18 protein-coding genes are annotated in these 16,788 nt (G+C 69.0%); 10 read left to right on the top strand and 8 right to left on the bottom strand.

What is annotated here, in order from left to right; genetic code table 11:
- Nucleotides 1–49 precede the first annotated feature (49 nt).
- Nucleotides 50–592, top strand: a complete 543-nt coding sequence (locus tag MIC98_RS00585; protein ID WP_239734913.1) for a pseudouridine synthase — start codon at nt 50–52, stop codon at nt 590–592.
- A 91-nt stretch (nt 593–683) separates the two neighbouring features.
- On the opposite strand, the gene MIC98_RS00580 is transcribed toward MIC98_RS00585, so the two are convergent.
- Both MIC98_RS00580 and hrpB read right to left on the bottom strand, forming a co-directional pair.
- The gene (locus tag MIC98_RS00580; protein WP_057640092.1) at nt 684–1,040 is read right to left on the bottom strand and encodes a hypothetical protein; all 357 of its coding nucleotides are present in this window, start codon (nt 1,038–1,040) and stop codon (nt 684–686) included.
- 360 nt (nt 1,041–1,400) lie between these two features.
- A complete protein-coding gene (gene hrpB / locus MIC98_RS00575) occupies nt 1,401–3,911 on the bottom strand; it encodes an ATP-dependent helicase HrpB (RefSeq protein WP_239734912.1) in 2,511 nt (836 codons plus the stop codon).
- A 105-nt stretch (nt 3,912–4,016) separates the two neighbouring features.
- On the opposite strand from hrpB, the gene MIC98_RS00570 reads away from it, so the two are divergent.
- Nucleotides 4,017–4,811, top strand: coding sequence for a TatD family hydrolase (locus MIC98_RS00570; protein WP_057640094.1), 795 nt, complete (start codon nt 4,017–4,019; stop codon nt 4,809–4,811).
- A gap of 63 nt (nt 4,812–4,874) precedes the next feature.
- Here MIC98_RS00570 and MIC98_RS00565 read toward each other — a convergent pair whose 3' ends face one another.
- The 6 genes from MIC98_RS00565 to MIC98_RS00540 all read right to left on the bottom strand — a co-directional run bounded on the left by MIC98_RS00565 (nt 4,875) and on the right by MIC98_RS00540 (nt 9,873).
- Nucleotides 4,875–5,576 (bottom strand): hypothetical protein, encoded by a 702-nt coding sequence (locus MIC98_RS00565; protein ID WP_239734911.1) that lies wholly within the window; start codon nt 5,574–5,576, stop codon nt 4,875–4,877.
- 132 nt (nt 5,577–5,708) lie between these two features.
- Nucleotides 5,709–6,647 (bottom strand): 2-dehydropantoate 2-reductase, encoded by a 939-nt coding sequence (gene panE / locus MIC98_RS00560; RefSeq protein WP_239734910.1) that lies wholly within the window; start codon nt 6,645–6,647, stop codon nt 5,709–5,711.
- Between the two features lie 122 nt (nt 6,648–6,769).
- Entirely contained in the window at nt 6,770–7,522 is a 753-nt protein-coding gene (locus tag MIC98_RS00555) for a DUF3800 domain-containing protein (RefSeq protein ID WP_057640097.1), read from the bottom strand.
- Entirely contained in the window at nt 7,522–8,313 is a 792-nt protein-coding gene (locus MIC98_RS00550) for an ABC transporter permease (RefSeq protein WP_239734909.1), read from the bottom strand. The genes MIC98_RS00555 and MIC98_RS00550 overlap by 1 nt, the downstream gene beginning before the upstream one ends.
- A gap of 87 nt (nt 8,314–8,400) precedes the next feature.
- Nucleotides 8,401–9,354 (bottom strand): ABC transporter ATP-binding protein, encoded by a 954-nt coding sequence (locus MIC98_RS00545; RefSeq protein ID WP_239734908.1) that lies wholly within the window; start codon nt 9,352–9,354, stop codon nt 8,401–8,403.
- A gap of 108 nt (nt 9,355–9,462) precedes the next feature.
- Complete coding sequence (locus MIC98_RS00540) at nt 9,463–9,873, bottom strand: hypothetical protein (protein ID WP_057640100.1); 411 nt, start codon at nt 9,871–9,873, stop codon at nt 9,463–9,465.
- An 85-nt stretch (nt 9,874–9,958) separates the two neighbouring features.
- On the opposite strand from MIC98_RS00540, the gene MIC98_RS00535 reads away from it, so the two are divergent.
- The 8 genes from MIC98_RS00535 (at nt 9,959) to MIC98_RS00500 (ending at nt 16,776) form a co-directional block, all read left to right on the top strand.
- The gene (locus MIC98_RS00535) at nt 9,959–10,738 is read left to right on the top strand and encodes a ferredoxin--NADP reductase (protein ID WP_083490067.1); all 780 of its coding nucleotides are present in this window, start codon (nt 9,959–9,961) and stop codon (nt 10,736–10,738) included.
- A 121-nt stretch (nt 10,739–10,859) separates the two neighbouring features.
- Nucleotides 10,860–12,035: a GGDEF domain-containing protein gene (locus MIC98_RS00530; RefSeq protein ID WP_239734907.1), complete on the top strand. Its 1,176-nt coding sequence runs from the start codon at nt 10,860–10,862 to the stop codon at nt 12,033–12,035.
- 195 nt (nt 12,036–12,230) lie between these two features.
- Nucleotides 12,231–12,401 carry a hypothetical protein gene (locus MIC98_RS00525; RefSeq protein ID WP_161808894.1) on the top strand — a complete coding sequence of 57 codons (171 nt, stop codon included), beginning with the start codon at nt 12,231–12,233 and terminating at the stop codon, nt 12,399–12,401.
- Nucleotides 12,398–12,994: a hypothetical protein gene (locus tag MIC98_RS00520; protein ID WP_239734906.1), complete on the top strand. Its 597-nt coding sequence runs from the start codon at nt 12,398–12,400 to the stop codon at nt 12,992–12,994. Before MIC98_RS00525 ends, MIC98_RS00520 begins: the two co-directional genes overlap by 4 nt.
- Nucleotides 12,991–13,188: a helix-turn-helix transcriptional regulator gene (locus tag MIC98_RS00515; protein WP_057640104.1), complete on the top strand. Its 198-nt coding sequence runs from the start codon at nt 12,991–12,993 to the stop codon at nt 13,186–13,188. The genes MIC98_RS00520 and MIC98_RS00515 overlap by 4 nt, the downstream gene beginning before the upstream one ends.
- Nucleotides 13,189–13,257: 69 nt before the next feature.
- On the top strand, nt 13,258–14,805 hold the full coding sequence (locus MIC98_RS00510) for an alpha/beta hydrolase (protein WP_239734905.1): 1,548 nt from the start codon (nt 13,258–13,260) through the stop codon (nt 14,803–14,805).
- Between the two features lie 25 nt (nt 14,806–14,830).
- Nucleotides 14,831–15,586, top strand: coding sequence for an ATP-binding cassette domain-containing protein (locus MIC98_RS00505; protein ID WP_057640105.1), 756 nt, complete (start codon nt 14,831–14,833; stop codon nt 15,584–15,586).
- The gene (locus tag MIC98_RS00500; protein WP_057640106.1) at nt 15,583–16,776 is read left to right on the top strand and encodes an ABC transporter permease; all 1,194 of its coding nucleotides are present in this window, start codon (nt 15,583–15,585) and stop codon (nt 16,774–16,776) included. The genes MIC98_RS00505 and MIC98_RS00500 overlap by 4 nt, the downstream gene beginning before the upstream one ends.
- The last annotated feature ends 12 nt before the right edge of the window (nt 16,777–16,788 follow it).

The following is a 16,788-nucleotide window of genomic DNA, read 5'->3' as shown; positions in this document are numbered from 1 at the left end:
CAATCCGGTTCCGTTGTGACAAGGCGTTTTACCCGGTTCCCCCGTTCCCATGCTCGTAGCCTTCAACAAACCCTTCAACGTGCTGTGCCAGTTCACCGACCGCAGCCAGCCGCCGCGGGCGACGCTGGCCGGCTTCGGCCTGCCCAAGGGCGTGTATGCGGCCGGGCGGCTGGACCATGACAGCGAAGGCCTGCTGCTGCTCACCGACGATGGCGGCCTCGTCCACCGCCTGACCGACCCCCGGCACAAGCAGGACAAGACCTATTGGGTGCAGGTGGAAGGCGTGCCGACGCCGGAGAAGCTGCAGGCGTTGCGCGACGGCGTGCTGCTCAACGACGGGCCGACCCTGCCGGCGCGCGTGCACTTGCTGGAGACACCGCCGGCGCTGTGGCCGCGCGACCCGCCGGTGCGCTTCCGCAAGACCGTGCCGGACGCATGGCTGGCCATCACCCTGCGCGAGGGCCGCAACCGCCAGGTGCGGCGCATGACCGCGGCGGTGGGCCTGCCGACGCTGCGGCTGGTGCGTGTTTCGATGGGACCGCATTCACTCGGGGAACTGCTGCCCGGCCAGTGGCGGATGGTCGAAGGCTAGACGATCCGCAGGAGCGCACCTTGGTGCGCGATGCGGCATTACCGGGAAAGCCCCATCGCGCACCAAGGTGCGCTCCTGCCACAAGCGGCAATCAGGTGTCGCTGCCGATGTCGCTGGTTTCGTCGAGCACCGTGCTGGATTCGCGGCGGCGCTCGGCGATCTGCCGCGAGCGGGCCTCCAGCGCGGCGTTGTCGCGCCGGTTGCGGCGATAGACCGCGTAGCCGATCAGGCCCAGCCCGACGGCGGCCACCGCAATGGTGGCCGCGGGGTTGCGCCGCGCGACCCGGCCTACGGCACGGCCGCCGGTCTTCATCGCGCCGATGGCGGCGCCGGCCTTGAGCCAGTCGGCGGCGTTGGAACCGCCGCTCTTCAGGCTGTTGCCGGCATGGCTGGCCAATTCGATCGCCCGCTCCAGGGCAGGGCCGGTGATGTCGCTGAACTTGCTCATGGGGAAGTCCTCGAAGGTCCGCGGGGGAGACGCCCAGTGTCGGGGCTGGGGCGTGCAGGAAATGTTAGCCGGATGGGGCCTTGTCAATGAAACTCCGCCCGCAGGTCGGGGCTACGCCCCCGACAGGCGCGTGGCGTCGGGGGCGTAGCCCCGACCTGCGGTTTCACGTCCCGCGTGGTTTTGTCCGATGCGTTGCGGTTGCCGTCCTCGGATCATCCGGCCGCGCCACGCATGATTTTGTGCGGCCCAGCGCTGCTGCCGCGGCGTATTGCCCCGTAGGTGTGGGGCTTGCCCCACACGGGGCCGTACCGGTAGAGCCCCATGCGGGGCGAGCCCCGCATCTACGGCGAATCGTGCCGGTCACGTCCCACGCGGTTTTGCACGGTGGGTCGCGGTAGCACTCCATGGATCATCCGGCCACGGGTGCCGGGGATACCGCCCCTTCATCTCCTTCTTCACCTCGGCATAGGTGTTCTGCCAGAAATTGCGCAGGTCGGCGGTGACCTGCAACGGCTTGCCGCCGGGGGAGAGCAGGTGCAGTAGCAGCGGCACGCGGCCGTCGGCGATGCGCGGGGTGTCGGCCAGCCCGAACAACTCCTGCAATTTCACCGCCAGTACCGGCGGCCGCGGCGTGCTGCCATCGTCGTCCAGCGCATAGTCGATGGCGCGCTCCATGCCGGACGGCACGCCGATGCGCACCGGTGCATGGCGGTCGACCAGTTGCCGCATGTTCCAGTCGATGGCCGACTTCAGCGCCTCGCCCAGTTCCTGCTCGGCGAGCGCGTCCAGCCGCGTCTTGCCGGCGAAGGCCGGCAGCAGCCAGTCGTCCAGCGTGTCCAGCAGCGCCGCGTCGGACAGGTCGGGCAGCCCCAGTTCCGGCATCCACCGGCGCAGGCCCTGCACGCGATGGCGCCATTGGCGCAGGCCCTGCGTCCACGGCAGCGCGTCCAGCCCCAGTTCGTGCACCGCGTCGGTAAGCGCGCGCGCGGCCTGCGCGGGATCGACCTTCCCGGCCGGGCGGCTGTCCAGCACGATGCGGTCGAAGCCGGTTTCGCGGCGCGCCTCCAGCGCGCGCCTGTCGCCGTTCCAGCGCACCACGTCGTGCTGGTGGAAACGTTGCGGGAAATCACGGCGCAGGCGTGCCTCGTCCATCGGCGCTGCGCGCAGCACCAGCGCGTCGCGCGCCTCGTGGCGCAGTTCGCTGACCACCAGCCACGGCTCGCCGCGCAGGTCGCTGTTGTCGAACAGGCGCGCGCTGCGGCCGTTGGCCAGCTGGTAGCGCAGCGGATCGGTGGCGTGGCGCGCGGCGATGCGGTCGGGGAAGGCATGGGCGAGCAGGTCACCGAGTTCGTGCGCTTCGATGTCGGCCGGCGGCGTGGCATCGCAGCGCAGGCGGCGGCGCCATTGCCTCGCGGCGGTGTCGAGCGCGGCCAGGGCGCCACGACTGGCGTCGTGCGGGGCACGACCGTTGCGGAATGCGGCCAATGCACGCCAGCGTGCGGCCAGCGCGTCGCCGCCCTGGCGCAGCGGATCGCGTGCTTCCAGCAGGGCCGCCAGATCGGCGGCCAGCGCCTGCTCGCGCGGATTCGCGGCGGCGACCAGCATCGCCGCCAACCGCGGGTGGGTGCCGAGGGCGAGCATGCGCTTGCCGGTGGCGGTGATGCCGCCGTTGCCGCCGAGCGCGCCCAGCCGTTGCAGCAGTTCGCGCGCGGCGGCCAGCGCGCCAGGCGGCGGCGGATCGACGAAACGCAGGTCGTCGCTGCCCCACGCGGCCAGTTCCAGCGTCAGCGCGGCCAGTTCCACCTGCGCCATTTCCGGCCGCCGCTGCGGTTCCAGCCGCTGCGATTGCGGCCACAGCCGCAGCGCCCAGCCCGCCGCCACGCGCCCGGCGCGGCCGGCGCGCTGGTCGGCCGAGGCCTGCGAGATCGTCACCGCGTCCAGCCGCGAGAAGCCGCTGTTGGGGTCATAGCGCGGCTCGCGCGCCAGCCCGGCGTCGATCACCACGCGCACGCCGGGCAGGGTGACCGAGGATTCGGCGACGTTGGTCGCCAGCACCACGCGGCGGCGGCCATCGGCGGCCGGTTGCAGCACGCGCGATTGCTGTTCGATGGGGAGTTCGCCGTGCAGGGGCAGCACTTCGATGTCGCCGGGAAGCATGGACTCCAGCGCAGCCAGCACCCGAGCAATCTCGCGCTGGCCTGGCAGGAACACCAGCACGTCGCCCGGATGGTTCTCCAGCGCGTGCTCCACCGCGCGCCGTGCCTGTGCTTCCAGCGCCTCGTCGCGCCGGGCCGGAAAGTGGCTCACTTCCACCGGAAAACCACGGCCCTCGCTGGACAGGCGCGGCGCATCGAGGAAGGCGGCCAGCCGCTGCCCGTCGAGCGTGGCCGACATCACCACGAGGCGCAGGTCCTCGCGCAGCCCGGCCTGCACGTCCAGCGCCAGCGCCAGGCCGAGGTCGGCCGACAGGTGGCGCTCGTGGAATTCGTCGAACAGCAGCGCGCCCACGTTTTCCAACAATGGATCGTCCTGCAGCATGCGGGTGAGGATGCCCTCGGTGACGACCTCGACGCGGGTGCGCGCGGACACCTTGTTCTCGAAGCGGATGCGGTAGCCGACGGTCTCGCCGACCGCTTCGCCCAACTGCCTGGCCATGAACTGCGCGGCGCTGCGCGCGGCCACCCGGCGCGGTTCCAGCATCACGATCCTGCGGCCGGCCAGCCACGGCGCGTCGAGCAGCGCCAACGGCACCTGCGTGGTCTTGCCGGCGCCGGGCGGGGCCTCGAGCACCAGCCGCGGGTGCGCGGCCAGGCTGTCGGCGATGGCCGGCAGCAGGGGGGAAATGGGGAACGTGGACGACATGCGCGGCATTGTAGATGCGGGGCTTGCCCCGCATGGATGTTCATGGGAGGGCGCCATGCGGGGCAAGCCCCGCATCTACAATTACCGTCTCCCGATTCCCCATTCCCCCGTCCCATGCAACTGATCGACATCGGCGCCAACCTCACCCACGAATCGTTCGAGCGCGACCTCGATGCGGTGCTCGAACGCGCCCGCGCCGCCGGCGTGGTGCAGATGGTGGTGACCGGCGCCAGCCGCGAGCATTCGCCGATGGCGCTGGAACTGGCGCGGCGCCATCCCGGCTTCCTGTACGCCACCGCCGGCGTGCACCCGCACCACGCGGTGGAATACACCGACGAATGCGACGCGCAGATGCGCGCGCTGCACGTGCACCCGGAAGTGGTGGCGGTGGGCGAATGCGGGCTGGACTACAACCGCGACTTCTCGCCGCGCCCGGCGCAGCGCCGGGCGTTCGAGCGGCAGTTGCAGATCGCGGCCGACAACGGCAAGCCGCTGTTCCTGCACCAGCGCGACGCGCACGACGACTTCATCGCGATGATGAAGAACTTCGACGGCAAACTGGGCCCGGCGGTGGTCCACTGCTTCACCGGCGAGCGCCGCGAATTGTTCGACTACCTCGACCGCGACTGGCACATCGGCATCACCGGCTGGCTGTGCGACGAGCGCCGCGGTGCGCACCTGCGCGAGCTGGTGAAGCACATCCCGGCCAATCGGCTGATGATCGAGACCGACGCCCCCTACCTGCTGCCGCGCACGCTGCGGCCATTGCCGAAGGACCGCCGCAACGAACCGGCGTTCCTGGCGCACATCGTCGAGGAACTGGCACGCGACCGTGGCGAAGAAACCGCCATCACGGCCGCCAACAGCAGGGCAACGACGGCGGCGTTCTTCCACCTCCCACCGGTCTGAGCGCTTGAAACGAAGCGCCCGGCCTTGGCCGGGCGCTCCTGCTTTTCGTACCTGCGGTGGCGTTTACTTCGCGGGCGCTTCCGGCAGCGGGCCTTCGGCCACCATCAACGCGCCTTGGTTGTTGCCACTCTGGAACACCACCCAGATCGCCTTGTCGGCGCGGTGGATGACGTAGGTATCGGCATCGCTGTCGTACCAGTAGGCATCCCGGATGCGGCTGAACTCCTGGCGGAAATCGTCCACCGCCTTTTCATTCGCCTTGTAGACGGCGTTGTCGAAGCTGCGCTCGCCCAGGCGCACGCCGCCCAGCGCTTCAACAGCCTGCTGGATGTTCTTGCGGACTTCGAACTTGGAGTAGGTCTTGCCGTCACTGTTGTCGATGCTGTCGCTGAACACCTTGCCTTCCACCCACAGCAACTGGCTGCCGGTCCACACCGGGACGCGTGCCAGGTCCTTGCTGCGCTTGCCGAGGTCGTCGGCATCGTCGAACTCGTAGCCTGCCGGCAGCGCGACATACGGCCAGTCCGGCAACTCCGTGGTGCTGACGGGAAGTGAAGTGATGTCGAAGTCGGCCGCCGTGGCGGCGGCCGCCTCCGCGGCGGGAGCTGCCTCGGGTCCGGCCGTGGCGTCACTTTCGCTGGTCGCCGCCGGTGCTGCCGATGCGGCCGGTTCCGGCGGCGCGCTGGCAGCGTCTTCCTGCTTGTTGCAGCCGGCCAGCAGGGTCGCGGTCATGGCAAGCGCCAACAAGGTCCAGTTCTTCCTCATGTATCCATACTCCTCACTGTGGGATGGCGAGTGTAGCGGAGCCCGCATGGCGGGTCCGGATCAGGGCCGTTGTATCGGCGCCCGGTGCGCGCGACGCGCGTAGTACGTGCGCGGCAGGTGGCCTCCGCTCGACTAGCCTGCGCGCTGCGCCTCGTAGGCCTGCAGGTGGCAGTACGCCGCCTGCAGCAACGGTGCGGCATGGCCGGCCAGGCGCGCGCGTTCGAGCATGTCGCCGACGATGTGCGCGGCCTCCACGCGCTGCCCGGCTTCCAGGTCGCGCAGCATCGAGGCCTTGATCGTCGAACCGGGCTGGGTCAGCGCCGTCAGCGCGATGCCCTGCGCCTTCGGCGGGATCGGCTGGCCTTCGTGCGCGGCGGCGGCAAGGCACTCGTCGTACAGCGCGCGCATGAAGGCATCGCCGTCATCGCCGGCGACGATGCTGCCGATGTCGCTGCGCATCAGGCAGGTGCCCGCGGCCAGCGTGGCCAGGAAGGTGTACTTGATCCACTGTTCCTGCGCGATGTCACCCGATGCGACGTGGGCGATGCCGGCGGCTTCGCAGGCGGCCGCGAACGCGGTGACGCGTGGGCTTGCACCATTGCCGTCGCGCTCGCCGAAGGTGATGCGTGCGGGCTTGTCCAGGTGCACGATCGCACCATCGTCGGCCTTGGTCGCGCTGATGAAGCACAGCCCGCCCAGCACCGCGTCGCGGCCGAAGCGCGCGTCGAGCGCGGCATAGTGGCGCAGGCCGTTGAGGATCGGCATCACCGTGGTGCCCGCGCCGACCGCCGGGGCGATGGCGTCGATCGAGCCGTCCAGGTCGTAGGCCTTGCAGCTGAGGATCACCAGGTCGAACGGCCGCTCCCGCGCCAGCGCCGGCAACGCATCGGCGGTGACGTGCGCGACCGCGATGCGGGCGTCGCCGAGCGGGCTGCGGATCACCAGCCCGTCGCGCTGCAGCTGCGCCGCGCGCGCCGGGCGCACGAGGAAGGTCACGTCGATGCCGGCCTGCGCCAGCCGCCCGCCGAAATAGCCGCCGGTACCGCCGGCGCCGAGGATCAGGATGCGCATGTTGCTGGCTCCATCGAGGTTTCAGGATTGGACGGGGGTAATGGCAGTGCTATCATAGGCCCCGGATCGGGGATTCTCGGTCGGCATCTGGCTCTGGCGGAAACGCCGGGGCCTTTTGTTTTTCAAGGGAAGCACTTCAGGCCATAGCCGTTGATCTGCCCACCGGGACTCCTGTCCAGTTTTTCGCGGATGACGTCCCAGGCCCGGTTGGCCTGCTCGGGCTTCAGTGCCTGCATGCCGATGGGGCGGGCGACGAGATCGGCAAGTTGCAGGCCCACCGAGTTGCTCTTCTTGTCGCAGATCACCGGCTCGAACGGCATCTTCATGGTGCCGTAGTTGTCGCCGTCGCAGATGCGGCGGAACGCGAGTTCCAGTTCGGCATCCTCGTTGCGTCCACGTGCTTCGCACAGGACGTGGGTAGCCAGGGGCTGACGTTCATGCGCCACCTGCCCCTGCTTGGCCAGCTTGTAGTAGATGCGTTCCAGGCAGAAGCGCAGGGAGACCTCGTAGGGGTTCTCGTCCCGGTTCCGGTCCAGCAGCCTGCGCTTGTCGATGACGGCAGCGAATACCGTCATCGGTGCGGCGGCAAGGACGTCGGTCAGTGCCTCGATGAATGCCTGTTTCTTTGCCCGGTCCCGCAAGGTGGAAAACGGCCCCAGGTCGCGGCGTATGTCGCGTTCGTGCAGGACGACGCTGTCATGACCGAAAGTATCGAACTTCAGCCGCTGCACGGCCGGCACGATGGATTGCATGTAATCGCGCTTGCCAACGACGCAGCAGGAAAGCACGAACAACGGGTAGGCCGGATCGATGCTGGCCATGCCGTGATCGCCGCTTTCATCGACGAAAACGATGTAGTCGCTGAAATCCACCATCAGCTGCGCAGGCCGACGCCACGCCGCAGCAGCCGCAGCGACAGCGTGGTGAGCGCGGCGACGAAGCCGAGCATCAGCGCGTAGGCCACCCACAGCGGCACGTCGCTCTTGTCCAGCAGGCCGTAGCGGAAGGCGTTGACCATGTAGAAGATCGGGTTGGCGTGGGTCGCCGCCTGCGCCCAGCCCGGCAGCAGGGTGACCGAGTAGAACACGCCGCCGAGGTAGGTCAGCGGGGTCAGGATGAAGGTCGGCACGATCGCCACGTCGTCGAACTTCTTGGCGTAGACGGCATTGATGAAGCCGGCCAGCGAGAAGATCACCGCGCCCAGCAGCACCGTGCTCAGGGTCACCAGTGGGTGCGGGATGCGCACCGGGGTGAAGAACATGGCGATGAACAGCACGATCACCCCGACCATCACCCCGCGCAGCACCGCGCCGGCCACGTAGCCCCACAGGATCACCCAGTTCGGCATCGGGCTGACCAGCAGTTCCTCGACGTGGCGGCCGAACTTGGCGCCGAAGAACGAGGAGCTGATGTTGCCGTAGCTGTTCTGGATCACGCTCATCATCACCAGGCCCGGCACGATGAACTGCATGTAGCTGTAGCCGCCCATGTCGCCGATCTTCGAGCCGATCAGGCCGCCGAAGATCATGAAGTACAGCACCATCGTGATCGCCGGCGGCACCAGCGTCTGGCTCCAGATGCGCAGGATGCGGTGCACTTCGCGGCGGACGATGGTGCCCAGGGCGACGAGGTTGCGGCGGGTGTCGGTGGGTTGGGTGGTGGTCATCGTGTCCAATGTCTTTGGCTGCTGCCTCCCGGCGCGGGTGGTGCGTGGAGGCGGGCTTGGTGGGGTTTCGGCGCTGGCGACCGGGGACTACGCGGCTTCCTGCGCGAGGTTGCCGGTCAGGCGCACGAACAGCTCTTCCAGGCGGTTGCTCTTGGTGCGCATCGAGCGCACGCGGATGCCGGCGCCGCCCAGCGCGTCGAACACGCGGTTCAGGTCCATCGCGCGCGGCATGTCCAGGTCCAGCGTGTGGCTGTCGATGGCCGCCAGCTGCGCGCCCTCGATCCGCGGCAGTCGTGCCGGCAGTTCGCCGTCGATGTCGAGCAGGAAGCCTTCCACGTCGAGCTTGGCCAGCAGCGTGCGCATCGGCCCCTGCTCGACGATGCGACCGTGGTTGATGATGGCCAGGTTGCGGCACAGCTGCTCGGCTTCCTCCAGGTAGTGCGTGGTGAGGATGATGGTGGTGCCGGCGGCGTTGATTTCCTGCAGCGTCTTCCACATGTCGCGGCGGATCTCGATGTCCACGCCGGCGGTGGGTTCGTCGAGGATCAGCAGGCGCGGGCGGGTCATCATCGCGCGGGCGATCATCAGCCGCCGCTTCATGCCGCCGGACAGCGTGCGGCTCATCATCTGCGCCTTGTTCCACAGGTGCGCGCGCTTGAGCTCCTCTTCGGCGCGCGCTTCCGCCTCGGCGCGCGGGACGCCGTAGAAGCCGGCGTAGTTGACCAGGATGTCGAAGGGCTTCTCGAACAGGTTGAAGTTGATTTCCTGCGGCACCAGCCCGATCAGGCGCATGGTCGCGCTGCGCGCGGCCACCAGGTCGGAGCCGAACACCTGCACCTGCCCTTCGCTCAGGTTCACCAGCGAGGAGACGATGCCGATCAGCGTCGACTTGCCGGCGCCGTTGGGGCCGAGCAGGGCGAAGAAGTCGCCGGGGGCCACTTCCAGCGAGACGCCCTTCAGGGCCTGCACGCCGTTGTCGTAGGTCTTGCGCAGATCGCGCAGGCGCAATGCGGGGGAGTCGGTGTCGATCTGGGCAACCATGCGGGCGGGATCTTTCGGATTCGGGCGGGGCATGATTCTAGCGACAGCACCGCCGGCGTAACGTTTGAGCGCAGGACATTGCGTTGCAGCCGTGTTCCGCGACGCGTGTCACCGGGCCTTCTGCACCTGGCTCGCCGCGTCCAGCAGGGTCCGCCGGATCTGGTCGCATGCCTCCGTGCGCCGGCCTTGGTCCAGACCCTGGAATTTCCCGTATTGGCTGTCGTAGCTGGCCCGATAGAGGAGATCGACCTGGCCGGTATCGAACCCGTCGCGATGGAATTTCTGCCGGAGGCTGGCGAAATCGCGATCGGCCTTGGCCTTGTCGCTGAATTGGCAGGCGACGGCGGTGGCATGTGCGCTGCCGGCGGCATCGGTCACATGCACGCCGTAGGCATCGAGCGGCTTGCCATGTGCGGCCTGCTTGCCCTGCACAGGTGCCGGCTCGTCGGCTCCCATCCCGAAGGCCGGCGCGCATGCAAGGACGAACAGTGCCAATGCAGGCAGGGATTGGCGGTACATGGGCGATCCTGCGGATGGACGGGAGCCGGAGTGTAACGCCCGCGCCGCAGCGGATTGCGCCGGTCTTGTACCATGCCCGTCCTTCATGACTGCAGCAGTGCGAGCATCCGATATGGCCGTCCCCCATTTCCCGCTGACATTGACGGCCCGGCGGATGATTGCACCCACCGTGGCGCACCTGTCGTTCGTGCGTGCCGACGGGCAGCCGTTGCCCTGCATCGCCGGCCAGTTCGTGCAGGTCCATTTCAAGTACGCCGACGGCACCGACGCGCGCCGCAGCTATTCCATCGCGGTGGGCCGCGACCCCGACCTTGCACCGGACGGGCGGGTGGAGATCGCGGTCAGCTACGTGCCCGGTGGCGCGGCCACGGCGCTGTTCGAGGGCCTGCAGATCGGCGAGCAGGTCACCGCCAGCGGGCCGTTCGGGCGCTTCTGCCTGCAGCCGGGCGACCGCAACGACCGCTACCTGCTGATCGCCACCGGCACCGGCGTCACCCCGTACCGCTCGATGCTGCCGCTGCTGCGCCGGGCCATCGCCGAGCGCGGCGTGGAGGTGGTGCTGTTGCAGGGCGCGCGCACGCCGGCCGAACTGCTGTACGGCGACGATTTCCGCGCCTTCGCCGAGGCCAACCCCGGCTTCCGCTACCTGCCCTGCCTGTCGCGCGAGCTGCCGGCCGACCCGCATCCCGACATGCGCCGGGGCTACGTGCAGCAGCAACTGGCCGAGGTCGCCCCCGATCCGGAACGCGACATCGCCTACCTGTGCGGCAACCCGGAGATGGTCGATGCCTGTTTCGAGGCATTGAAGGCGGCCGGCTTGCCGGTGCCGCGGATACGGCGCGAGAAGTACGTCAGCAGCAAGTGAAGGCCGCGCCGGCGTTGTGTGAGAATCCGGCGCACGGGTGGCACCCTGTTGCCTCTCTCGCCCCGAGGGGAGAGGGGCCTGAAAACCGGGGGCCGCCCAATCCCTGCCTGCGAGTGTCTTGATGACCCTGGATTTTCCCACCATCGCCATCATCGGCCTGCTGCTGCACATCGGGCTGGCGGCGGGTTTTTCGCTGATCCTGCTGGTGATGCGCGGGCATCCGGTGCCGCGGCTGTGGGCGGCCAGCCTGTGGGCCGGCGCACTGGGCACCACCCTGCTCGGCCTGCAGGGGCAGATGCCGGAGCTGCTGTCGATCATGGGGCGCAACGCCTTCGCCGTGCTCGGCAGCGTGCTGCTGTTGTGCGGCGTGGCCCTGCACGTCGGCCGCCGCGCGCCGCTGCGCCCGGCGCTGGTGCTGGCCGGCGGCTACATGCTGTGCATCGTCTGGTTCAGCGTGGTCACGCCCGACCTGGGGATCCGCCTGGCGCTGTACAGCCTGCTGGTCATGATCTGGAAGGGCTGGGAAGTCTGGCTGCTGCTGCGCCACGCGCCGGCCGACATCCGCCGCAGCTGCCGGATCGCGGCGGCGGTGTTCGTGTTCGACGCGCTGCTGTTCCTGGTGCGGGCGCTGCTCCCGGTCGCGCCGGGGGCCGGCGGCGACATCCTGCGTGCCGGCCTGCCGATGAACGTCACCTACGTCGGCAGCCTGATCGTGATGATGGGCCATACCTTCGCGCTGGTGCTGCTGATCGTCGAGCGGCAGATGGTGGACCTGCGCAGGCTGGCGCGGCGCGATGGCCTGACCGGCCTGCTCAACCGCACTGCGCTGATGGACGACGGCCGCGGGCAACTGGCGCAATGCCAGCTGCGACGGCTGCCGTTCGCGGTGCTGCTGCTGGACCTGGACCATTTCAAGCGGGTCAACGACACCCACGGCCACCAGGCCGGCGACGCGGTGCTGCACCACATGGCACGCACCCTGCAGCGCAACCTGCGCGGCCGTGACAGCCTGCTGGGCCGCTACGGCGGCGAGGAATTCGTGCTGCTGCTGCCGGCCACCAGCCTGGAGCAGGCGCAGGCATTGGCCGAACGGCTGCGCACGGCGCTGGAGGCCTGCCCGCTGGACAGCGACATCGGCCCAATCGCGGTCACCACCAGCATCGGTGTCGCGGCCGACGTCGATGCCACGCTGGAGCGGCTGCTGGCGCGGGCCGACGCGGCGCTGTACCGGGCCAAGGCCGCCGGCCGCAACCGCGTCGTCTGCGACCTCGGTGTGGAGCCGGTGGCGGTGGCCTGAAGAAGTGGGTGGCATCGTGGGCCATCGCGTTGCAGGTCGAGGCTATACCCCCGACGGCACCGCGCAAAGGCGTCGGGGACAAGGCGTCGGGGGCGTAGCCCCGACCTACGGACATGCCCTGTAAAGCACGCTTGACAGTCAGCTTCGACGCGCGCATCCTCCTGTAAAGCTTCCTTGACAGGCAGGGGTGATGCCATGTGCAGGACACGGAATCGAAAGGACATCGGCGTCGTCTGGCTGGGCGTCGGCGTGGCCTTCCTCGGGATCGCCAGCGCCGGCCAACCGGCGTTCATGGGCGTGGGCATGGCCTTCCTCGGGCTGGGCATCGCCTTCCTCGCCAGGGCGCGGTGGAGCGGTCGCCCATGACCCTGCGCCGCTTCGCCTGGATCTTCGCCGCCATCGCGCTGGGTGCGCTGCTGCTGGCCGCTGCCGGCCACTGGCTGCTGCACTGGCCGCGCGGCGCCGTGCATGCCTGGCTGGGAATCGGCGCCGGCTACCTGTTCGGCGCCTTGCTGATGCTGCTGATGCCGCGCTGGTGGCGCGAGCATTGCGACGAGATGTATGCGCAGCCGGCCGGGCGCCGCTACCGGCGCGCGCTGTGGCCGATCATGATCGGCTATGCGGTGATGCTGTTCGCGTCCATGACCCTGATAAGGCACGGCATCGAATCGGTGCCGCTGCGCGCGCTGGTCGCGGTGGCCCCGGCGCTGGCCATCGCGCTGGTGATGCGCGCCGCGCTGCGCTACCTGCGCGAGGTGGACGAATTGCAGCGGCGCATCGAAACCGAGTCCATCGGCATCGCCAGCCTGCTGGTGGCGCTGCTGTATTTCGCCGGCGGCCTGCTGGACAAGGCGAAGGTGCTGGATTTCGATGCGGCCTCGGTGATGATCTGGGTGTTCCCGCTGCTGTGCCTGACCTACGGCATCGCCAAGATGGTCCTGACCCGGCGCTACCTGTGAACAACCGCCTGCGCGAACTGCGCGACGCCCGCGGGTGGTCGCAGGGCGAACTGGCCGAGCGGCTGGAGGTCTCGCGGCAGACGGTGAACGCGCTGGAGACCGGCAAGTACGACCCGTCGCTGCCGTTGGCGTTCCGCATCGCGCGGCTGTTCGAGACACGCATCGAGGATGTTTTCATTCCCGATGTCACATGACGGTGCCTGCCGCGTCCTGCATGGGCAGCACCGAATCCGTTCCACCCAACCAGAGGGGCCGTTCCGATGATGTCCCGCAAGACCCGCACCATCCTGGCCGTGGCCGTGATAGCCGGCGTGTTCGGCTACCGCGCCATGCAGCACAAACCCGATGCGCCCGATGCGCCCGATGCCGCGGCCGGCAAGGCCGACGCCGCGCCGGTGGCACCGGTCGAACCGGTGAAGCTGGGCAGCATCGCCTTCACCCCGTGCAGCCTCAGCGCGCCGATGAGCCGCACCAGCCTGGAAGCGCAATGCGCGACCTTCGAGGTGCCCGAGGACCGCGCCAACCCGGCCGGGCGCAAGATCGCGCTCAACATCGCCTGGCTGCAGCCCGGCGGCGGCGGCGAGAAGCTGCCCGACCCGGTGTTCTTCCTCGCCGGCGGCCCCGGCCAGGCGGCGGTGGCCAGCTACCCGCAGCTGGACCCGGTGTTCAAGGAAGTGCGCAAGCGGCGCAGCGTCATCCTCGTCGACCAGCGCGGTACCGGAAAATCCAACCTGCTGGCCTGCGGGGACGATGACGACGCGGCCACCGACATCTCGCCGGCGGCGATGCGTGCGCAGGCGGCGCAATGCGTGGAAACGCTGTCGGAAAAGGCCGACCTGCGCCACTACACCACCACCGACGCCATCGCCGACCTCGACGACGTGCGCAAGGCCATCGGCGCGGCGCAGATCAACCTGGTCGGCGTCAGCTACGGCACCCGCGTCGCCCAGCAGTACGCCATGCGCTACCCGGCCAGCACGCGCAGCATCGTGCTCGATTCGGTGGTGCCCAACACGCTGCAGCTGGGCAACATCTTCGCGCGCAACCTCGACGACGCGCTGGCACTGCAGTTCGCCCTGTGCAGCAAGGACCCTGCGTGCAAGGACAAGCTGGGCGACCCGCGCGCCGAGCTCGATGCACTGCTGGCCAGGCTGCGCGCGCAGCCGGTGGAGGTGAGCTACCGCGACGCCAGCAGCGGCGAGCAGAAGCAGGGCACGTTGCGCGCCGAATCGGTGGCCGGGCTGGTGCGCATGTACGCCTACATGCCGCTGGCCAGCGCGCTGCTGCCCAAGCTGATCCACGAGGCCAACGCCGGCCGCTACGAGAACCTGATGGCGCTGGTGCAGATGGTGGCCGACGGGATGAAGGACGCGATGGCGATGGGCATGCAGCTGTCGGTGGTGTGCAGCGAGGACGGCGACGGCATGGTCGCGCGCACCGAGGACGCCGGCACCGTGCTCGGCAACCGCATGTCCGAGGGCCTGGCGGCGATGTGCGAGGCGTGGCCGAAGGGGCAGGTGCCGGCCGACTTCCACGATGCGCTGTCCAGCGACGTGCCGGCGCTGGTGCTGGAGGGCGAGTTCGACCCGGTCACGCCGCCGCGCTACGGCGAGGAGGTGGTCAAGACCCTGCCGAACGGCCGCCTGTTCGTGCTGCGCGGGCAGGGCCACTCGGTGCTGGGCGCGGGCTGCATGCCCAAGCTGTTCGCCCAGTTCATGGAAAAGAACGACGCCGGGGCGCTCGACGGCAGCTGCCTGGAAAAGCTCGACTACGTCGCCCCGTTCACCAGCTTCAACGGCGCCGAGCCGTAAGCACACAGCCAACAGGAACCTTGCAATGATCGTTGCAGAACATCTCCGCAAGACCTTCCCCGGACGGGGCAAGGACAAGACGCCGGTGGTCGCCGTGGACGACGTCGGCTTCATCGCCCGCGACGGCGAGATCACCGGCCTGCTCGGCCCCAACGGCGCCGGCAAGACCACCACGCTGCGCATGCTCTACACCCTGATGTCGCCGGAAACCGGGCGCGTGCTGGTGGACGACGTCGACGTGGCCGCCGACCCCGAGCGCGTGCGCCGCAGCCTGGGCGTGCTGCCCGACGCGCGCGGCGTGTACAAGCGCCTGACCGCGCGCGAGAACATCGACTACTTCGGCCAGCTGCACGGCATGGGCGCACAGGAGATCGCCCAGCGCACCGCGAAGCTGGCGGCGGCGCTGCAGATGGAGGATTTCCTCGACCGTGCCACCGAGGGCTTCAGCCAGGGCCAGCGCACCAAGACCGCCATCGCCCGCGCGCTGGTGCACGACCCGCGGAACGTGATCCTCGACGAGCCGACCAACGGCCTGGACGTGATGACCACGCGCGGCCTGCGCGGCTTCCTCAAGGAACTGCGCGCCGAAGGGCGCTGCGTGATCTTCTCCAGCCACATCATGCAGGAGGTGGCGGCATTGTGTGACCGCATCGTGGTCATCGCGCACGGCCGGGTGGCCGCGCAGGGCACGCCGGACGAGCTGCGCGCGGCCACCGGCGAGGCCAACCTGGAGGACGCCTTCGTCAAACTGATCGGCAGCGAGGAGGGCTTGCACGCATGAACAGGACTTCGTTCTTCGGCAGCATGTTCACGGTGATGCGCAAGGAATGGCGCGACTTCTTCCGCGACCGCCGCACCTTCCTGCTCAGCCTGCTGGTCGCGCCGCTGCTGTACCCGCTGATCTTCTGGGGCATCGGCAAGCTCAGCCAGATGCGGGTGGAAACCCAGCTTGAAAAGAACATCGACGTACCGGTGCTGGGCATCGAACGCGCGCCCAACCTGCTCAAGTATCTGGCCAGCTACGGCATCGACACCCACCCCGCGCCGGCCGACATCGAGGCCCGCATCCGCGCCCAGAAGGAAGACGTGGCGCTGGCCATCAGCGAGGACTTCGCCGATGACTGGCACGCTGGCAAGCCGGCCAAGGTCGACATCATCACCGACACCACCCGCCGCAACAGCGACGTGGTGGTGGCGCGGGTGAGCAAGGTGCTGGAGGGCTACGGCAGCGGCGTCGGCGCGATGCGCCTGCTGGTGCGCGGCATCAATCCGGCCGTCGCCGCACCGCTGAACGTGGGCACCCGTGACATGGCCACGCCGGAAGCCAAGAGCAGCGGCTTCATGTCGGTGATATTGCCGATGATCCTGACCATCTTCGCCTTCATCGGCGGCGCCCATCTGGCGATGGATACCACCGCCGGCGAGCGCGAACGGCAATCGCTGGAACCGCTGCTGGCCACCCCGGTATCGCGGGCGGCGCTGGTGGGCGGCAAGATGCTGGCCGCCGCGTTGCTGGGCATGGTCTCGATGTTGTTGATCCTGCTCAGCTTCAAGCTCAGCGCCAGCGTTGCCGGCGGCAGCGCGGCGTCGATGGACGTCAGCTTCGCGGCGATGGGCAAGTTGTTGTTGACGCTGCTGCCGCTGGTGCTGATCGGCACCGCGCTGATCACCGCGCTGGCGGCCGGGGCCAAGAGCATGAAGGAAGCGCAGAGCCACATGATGTGGCTGATGATGCTGCCGATGCTGCCGGCCTACGGGCTGATGGCTTACCCGCTGAAGGACACGGCGCTGTGGCAGTACGCGGTGCCGTTTCTGTCGCAGAACCAGATGATCCAGAAGATCACCCGCGGCGAAGCTGCCTCGGCCGAACAGTGGGGCCTGTACCTGCTCAGCTCGCTGGTCCTGGCCGCGCTGCTGTGGGCGCTGGCGGTATTGCGCTACAAGCAGGAGAAGCTGGCGATCTCGGGCTGATGCGCAAAGCCC

Origin of the sequence: Stenotrophomonas sp. NLF4-10, assembly GCF_022359915.1 — a bacterium.
Taxonomy (GTDB): Bacteria; Pseudomonadota; Gammaproteobacteria; order Xanthomonadales; family Xanthomonadaceae; genus Stenotrophomonas; species Stenotrophomonas daejeonensis.
Note: the sequence above shows the minus strand (reverse complement) of the source record. Positions and strands in the feature narration are given on the sequence as shown.

What these genes read in the sequence shown, in the direction of transcription:
- MIC98_RS00585 (WP_239734913.1), top strand. Translation starts at nt 50, where the DNA reads ATGCTCGTAGCCTTCAACAAACCCTTCAACGTGCTGTGCCAGTTCACC.
- MIC98_RS00580 (WP_057640092.1), bottom strand. Translation starts at nt 1,040, where the DNA reads ATGAGCAAGTTCAGCGACATCACCGGCCCTGCCCTGGAGCGGGCGATC.
- hrpB (WP_239734912.1), bottom strand. Translation starts at nt 3,911, where the DNA reads ATGCCGCGCATGTCGTCCACGTTCCCCATTTCCCCCCTGCTGCCGGCC.
- MIC98_RS00570 (WP_057640094.1), top strand. Translation starts at nt 4,017, where the DNA reads ATGCAACTGATCGACATCGGCGCCAACCTCACCCACGAATCGTTCGAG.
- MIC98_RS00565 (WP_239734911.1), bottom strand. Translation starts at nt 5,576, where the DNA reads ATGAGGAAGAACTGGACCTTGTTGGCGCTTGCCATGACCGCGACCCTG.
- panE (WP_239734910.1), bottom strand. Translation starts at nt 6,647, where the DNA reads ATGCGCATCCTGATCCTCGGCGCCGGCGGTACCGGCGGCTATTTCGGC.
- MIC98_RS00555 (WP_057640097.1), bottom strand. Translation starts at nt 7,522, where the DNA reads ATGGTGGATTTCAGCGACTACATCGTTTTCGTCGATGAAAGCGGCGAT.
- MIC98_RS00550 (WP_239734909.1), bottom strand. Translation starts at nt 8,313, where the DNA reads ATGACCACCACCCAACCCACCGACACCCGCCGCAACCTCGTCGCCCTG.
- MIC98_RS00545 (WP_239734908.1), bottom strand. Translation starts at nt 9,354, where the DNA reads ATGGTTGCCCAGATCGACACCGACTCCCCCGCATTGCGCCTGCGCGAT.
- MIC98_RS00540 (WP_057640100.1), bottom strand. Translation starts at nt 9,873, where the DNA reads ATGTACCGCCAATCCCTGCCTGCATTGGCACTGTTCGTCCTTGCATGC.
- MIC98_RS00535 (WP_083490067.1), top strand. Translation starts at nt 9,959, where the DNA reads ATGACTGCAGCAGTGCGAGCATCCGATATGGCCGTCCCCCATTTCCCG.
- MIC98_RS00530 (WP_239734907.1), top strand. Translation starts at nt 10,860, where the DNA reads ATGACCCTGGATTTTCCCACCATCGCCATCATCGGCCTGCTGCTGCAC.
- MIC98_RS00525 (WP_161808894.1), top strand. Translation starts at nt 12,231, where the DNA reads ATGTGCAGGACACGGAATCGAAAGGACATCGGCGTCGTCTGGCTGGGC.
- MIC98_RS00520 (WP_239734906.1), top strand. Translation starts at nt 12,398, where the DNA reads ATGACCCTGCGCCGCTTCGCCTGGATCTTCGCCGCCATCGCGCTGGGT.
- MIC98_RS00510 (WP_239734905.1), top strand. Translation starts at nt 13,258, where the DNA reads ATGTCCCGCAAGACCCGCACCATCCTGGCCGTGGCCGTGATAGCCGGC.
- MIC98_RS00505 (WP_057640105.1), top strand. Translation starts at nt 14,831, where the DNA reads ATGATCGTTGCAGAACATCTCCGCAAGACCTTCCCCGGACGGGGCAAG.
- MIC98_RS00500 (WP_057640106.1), top strand. Translation starts at nt 15,583, where the DNA reads ATGAACAGGACTTCGTTCTTCGGCAGCATGTTCACGGTGATGCGCAAG.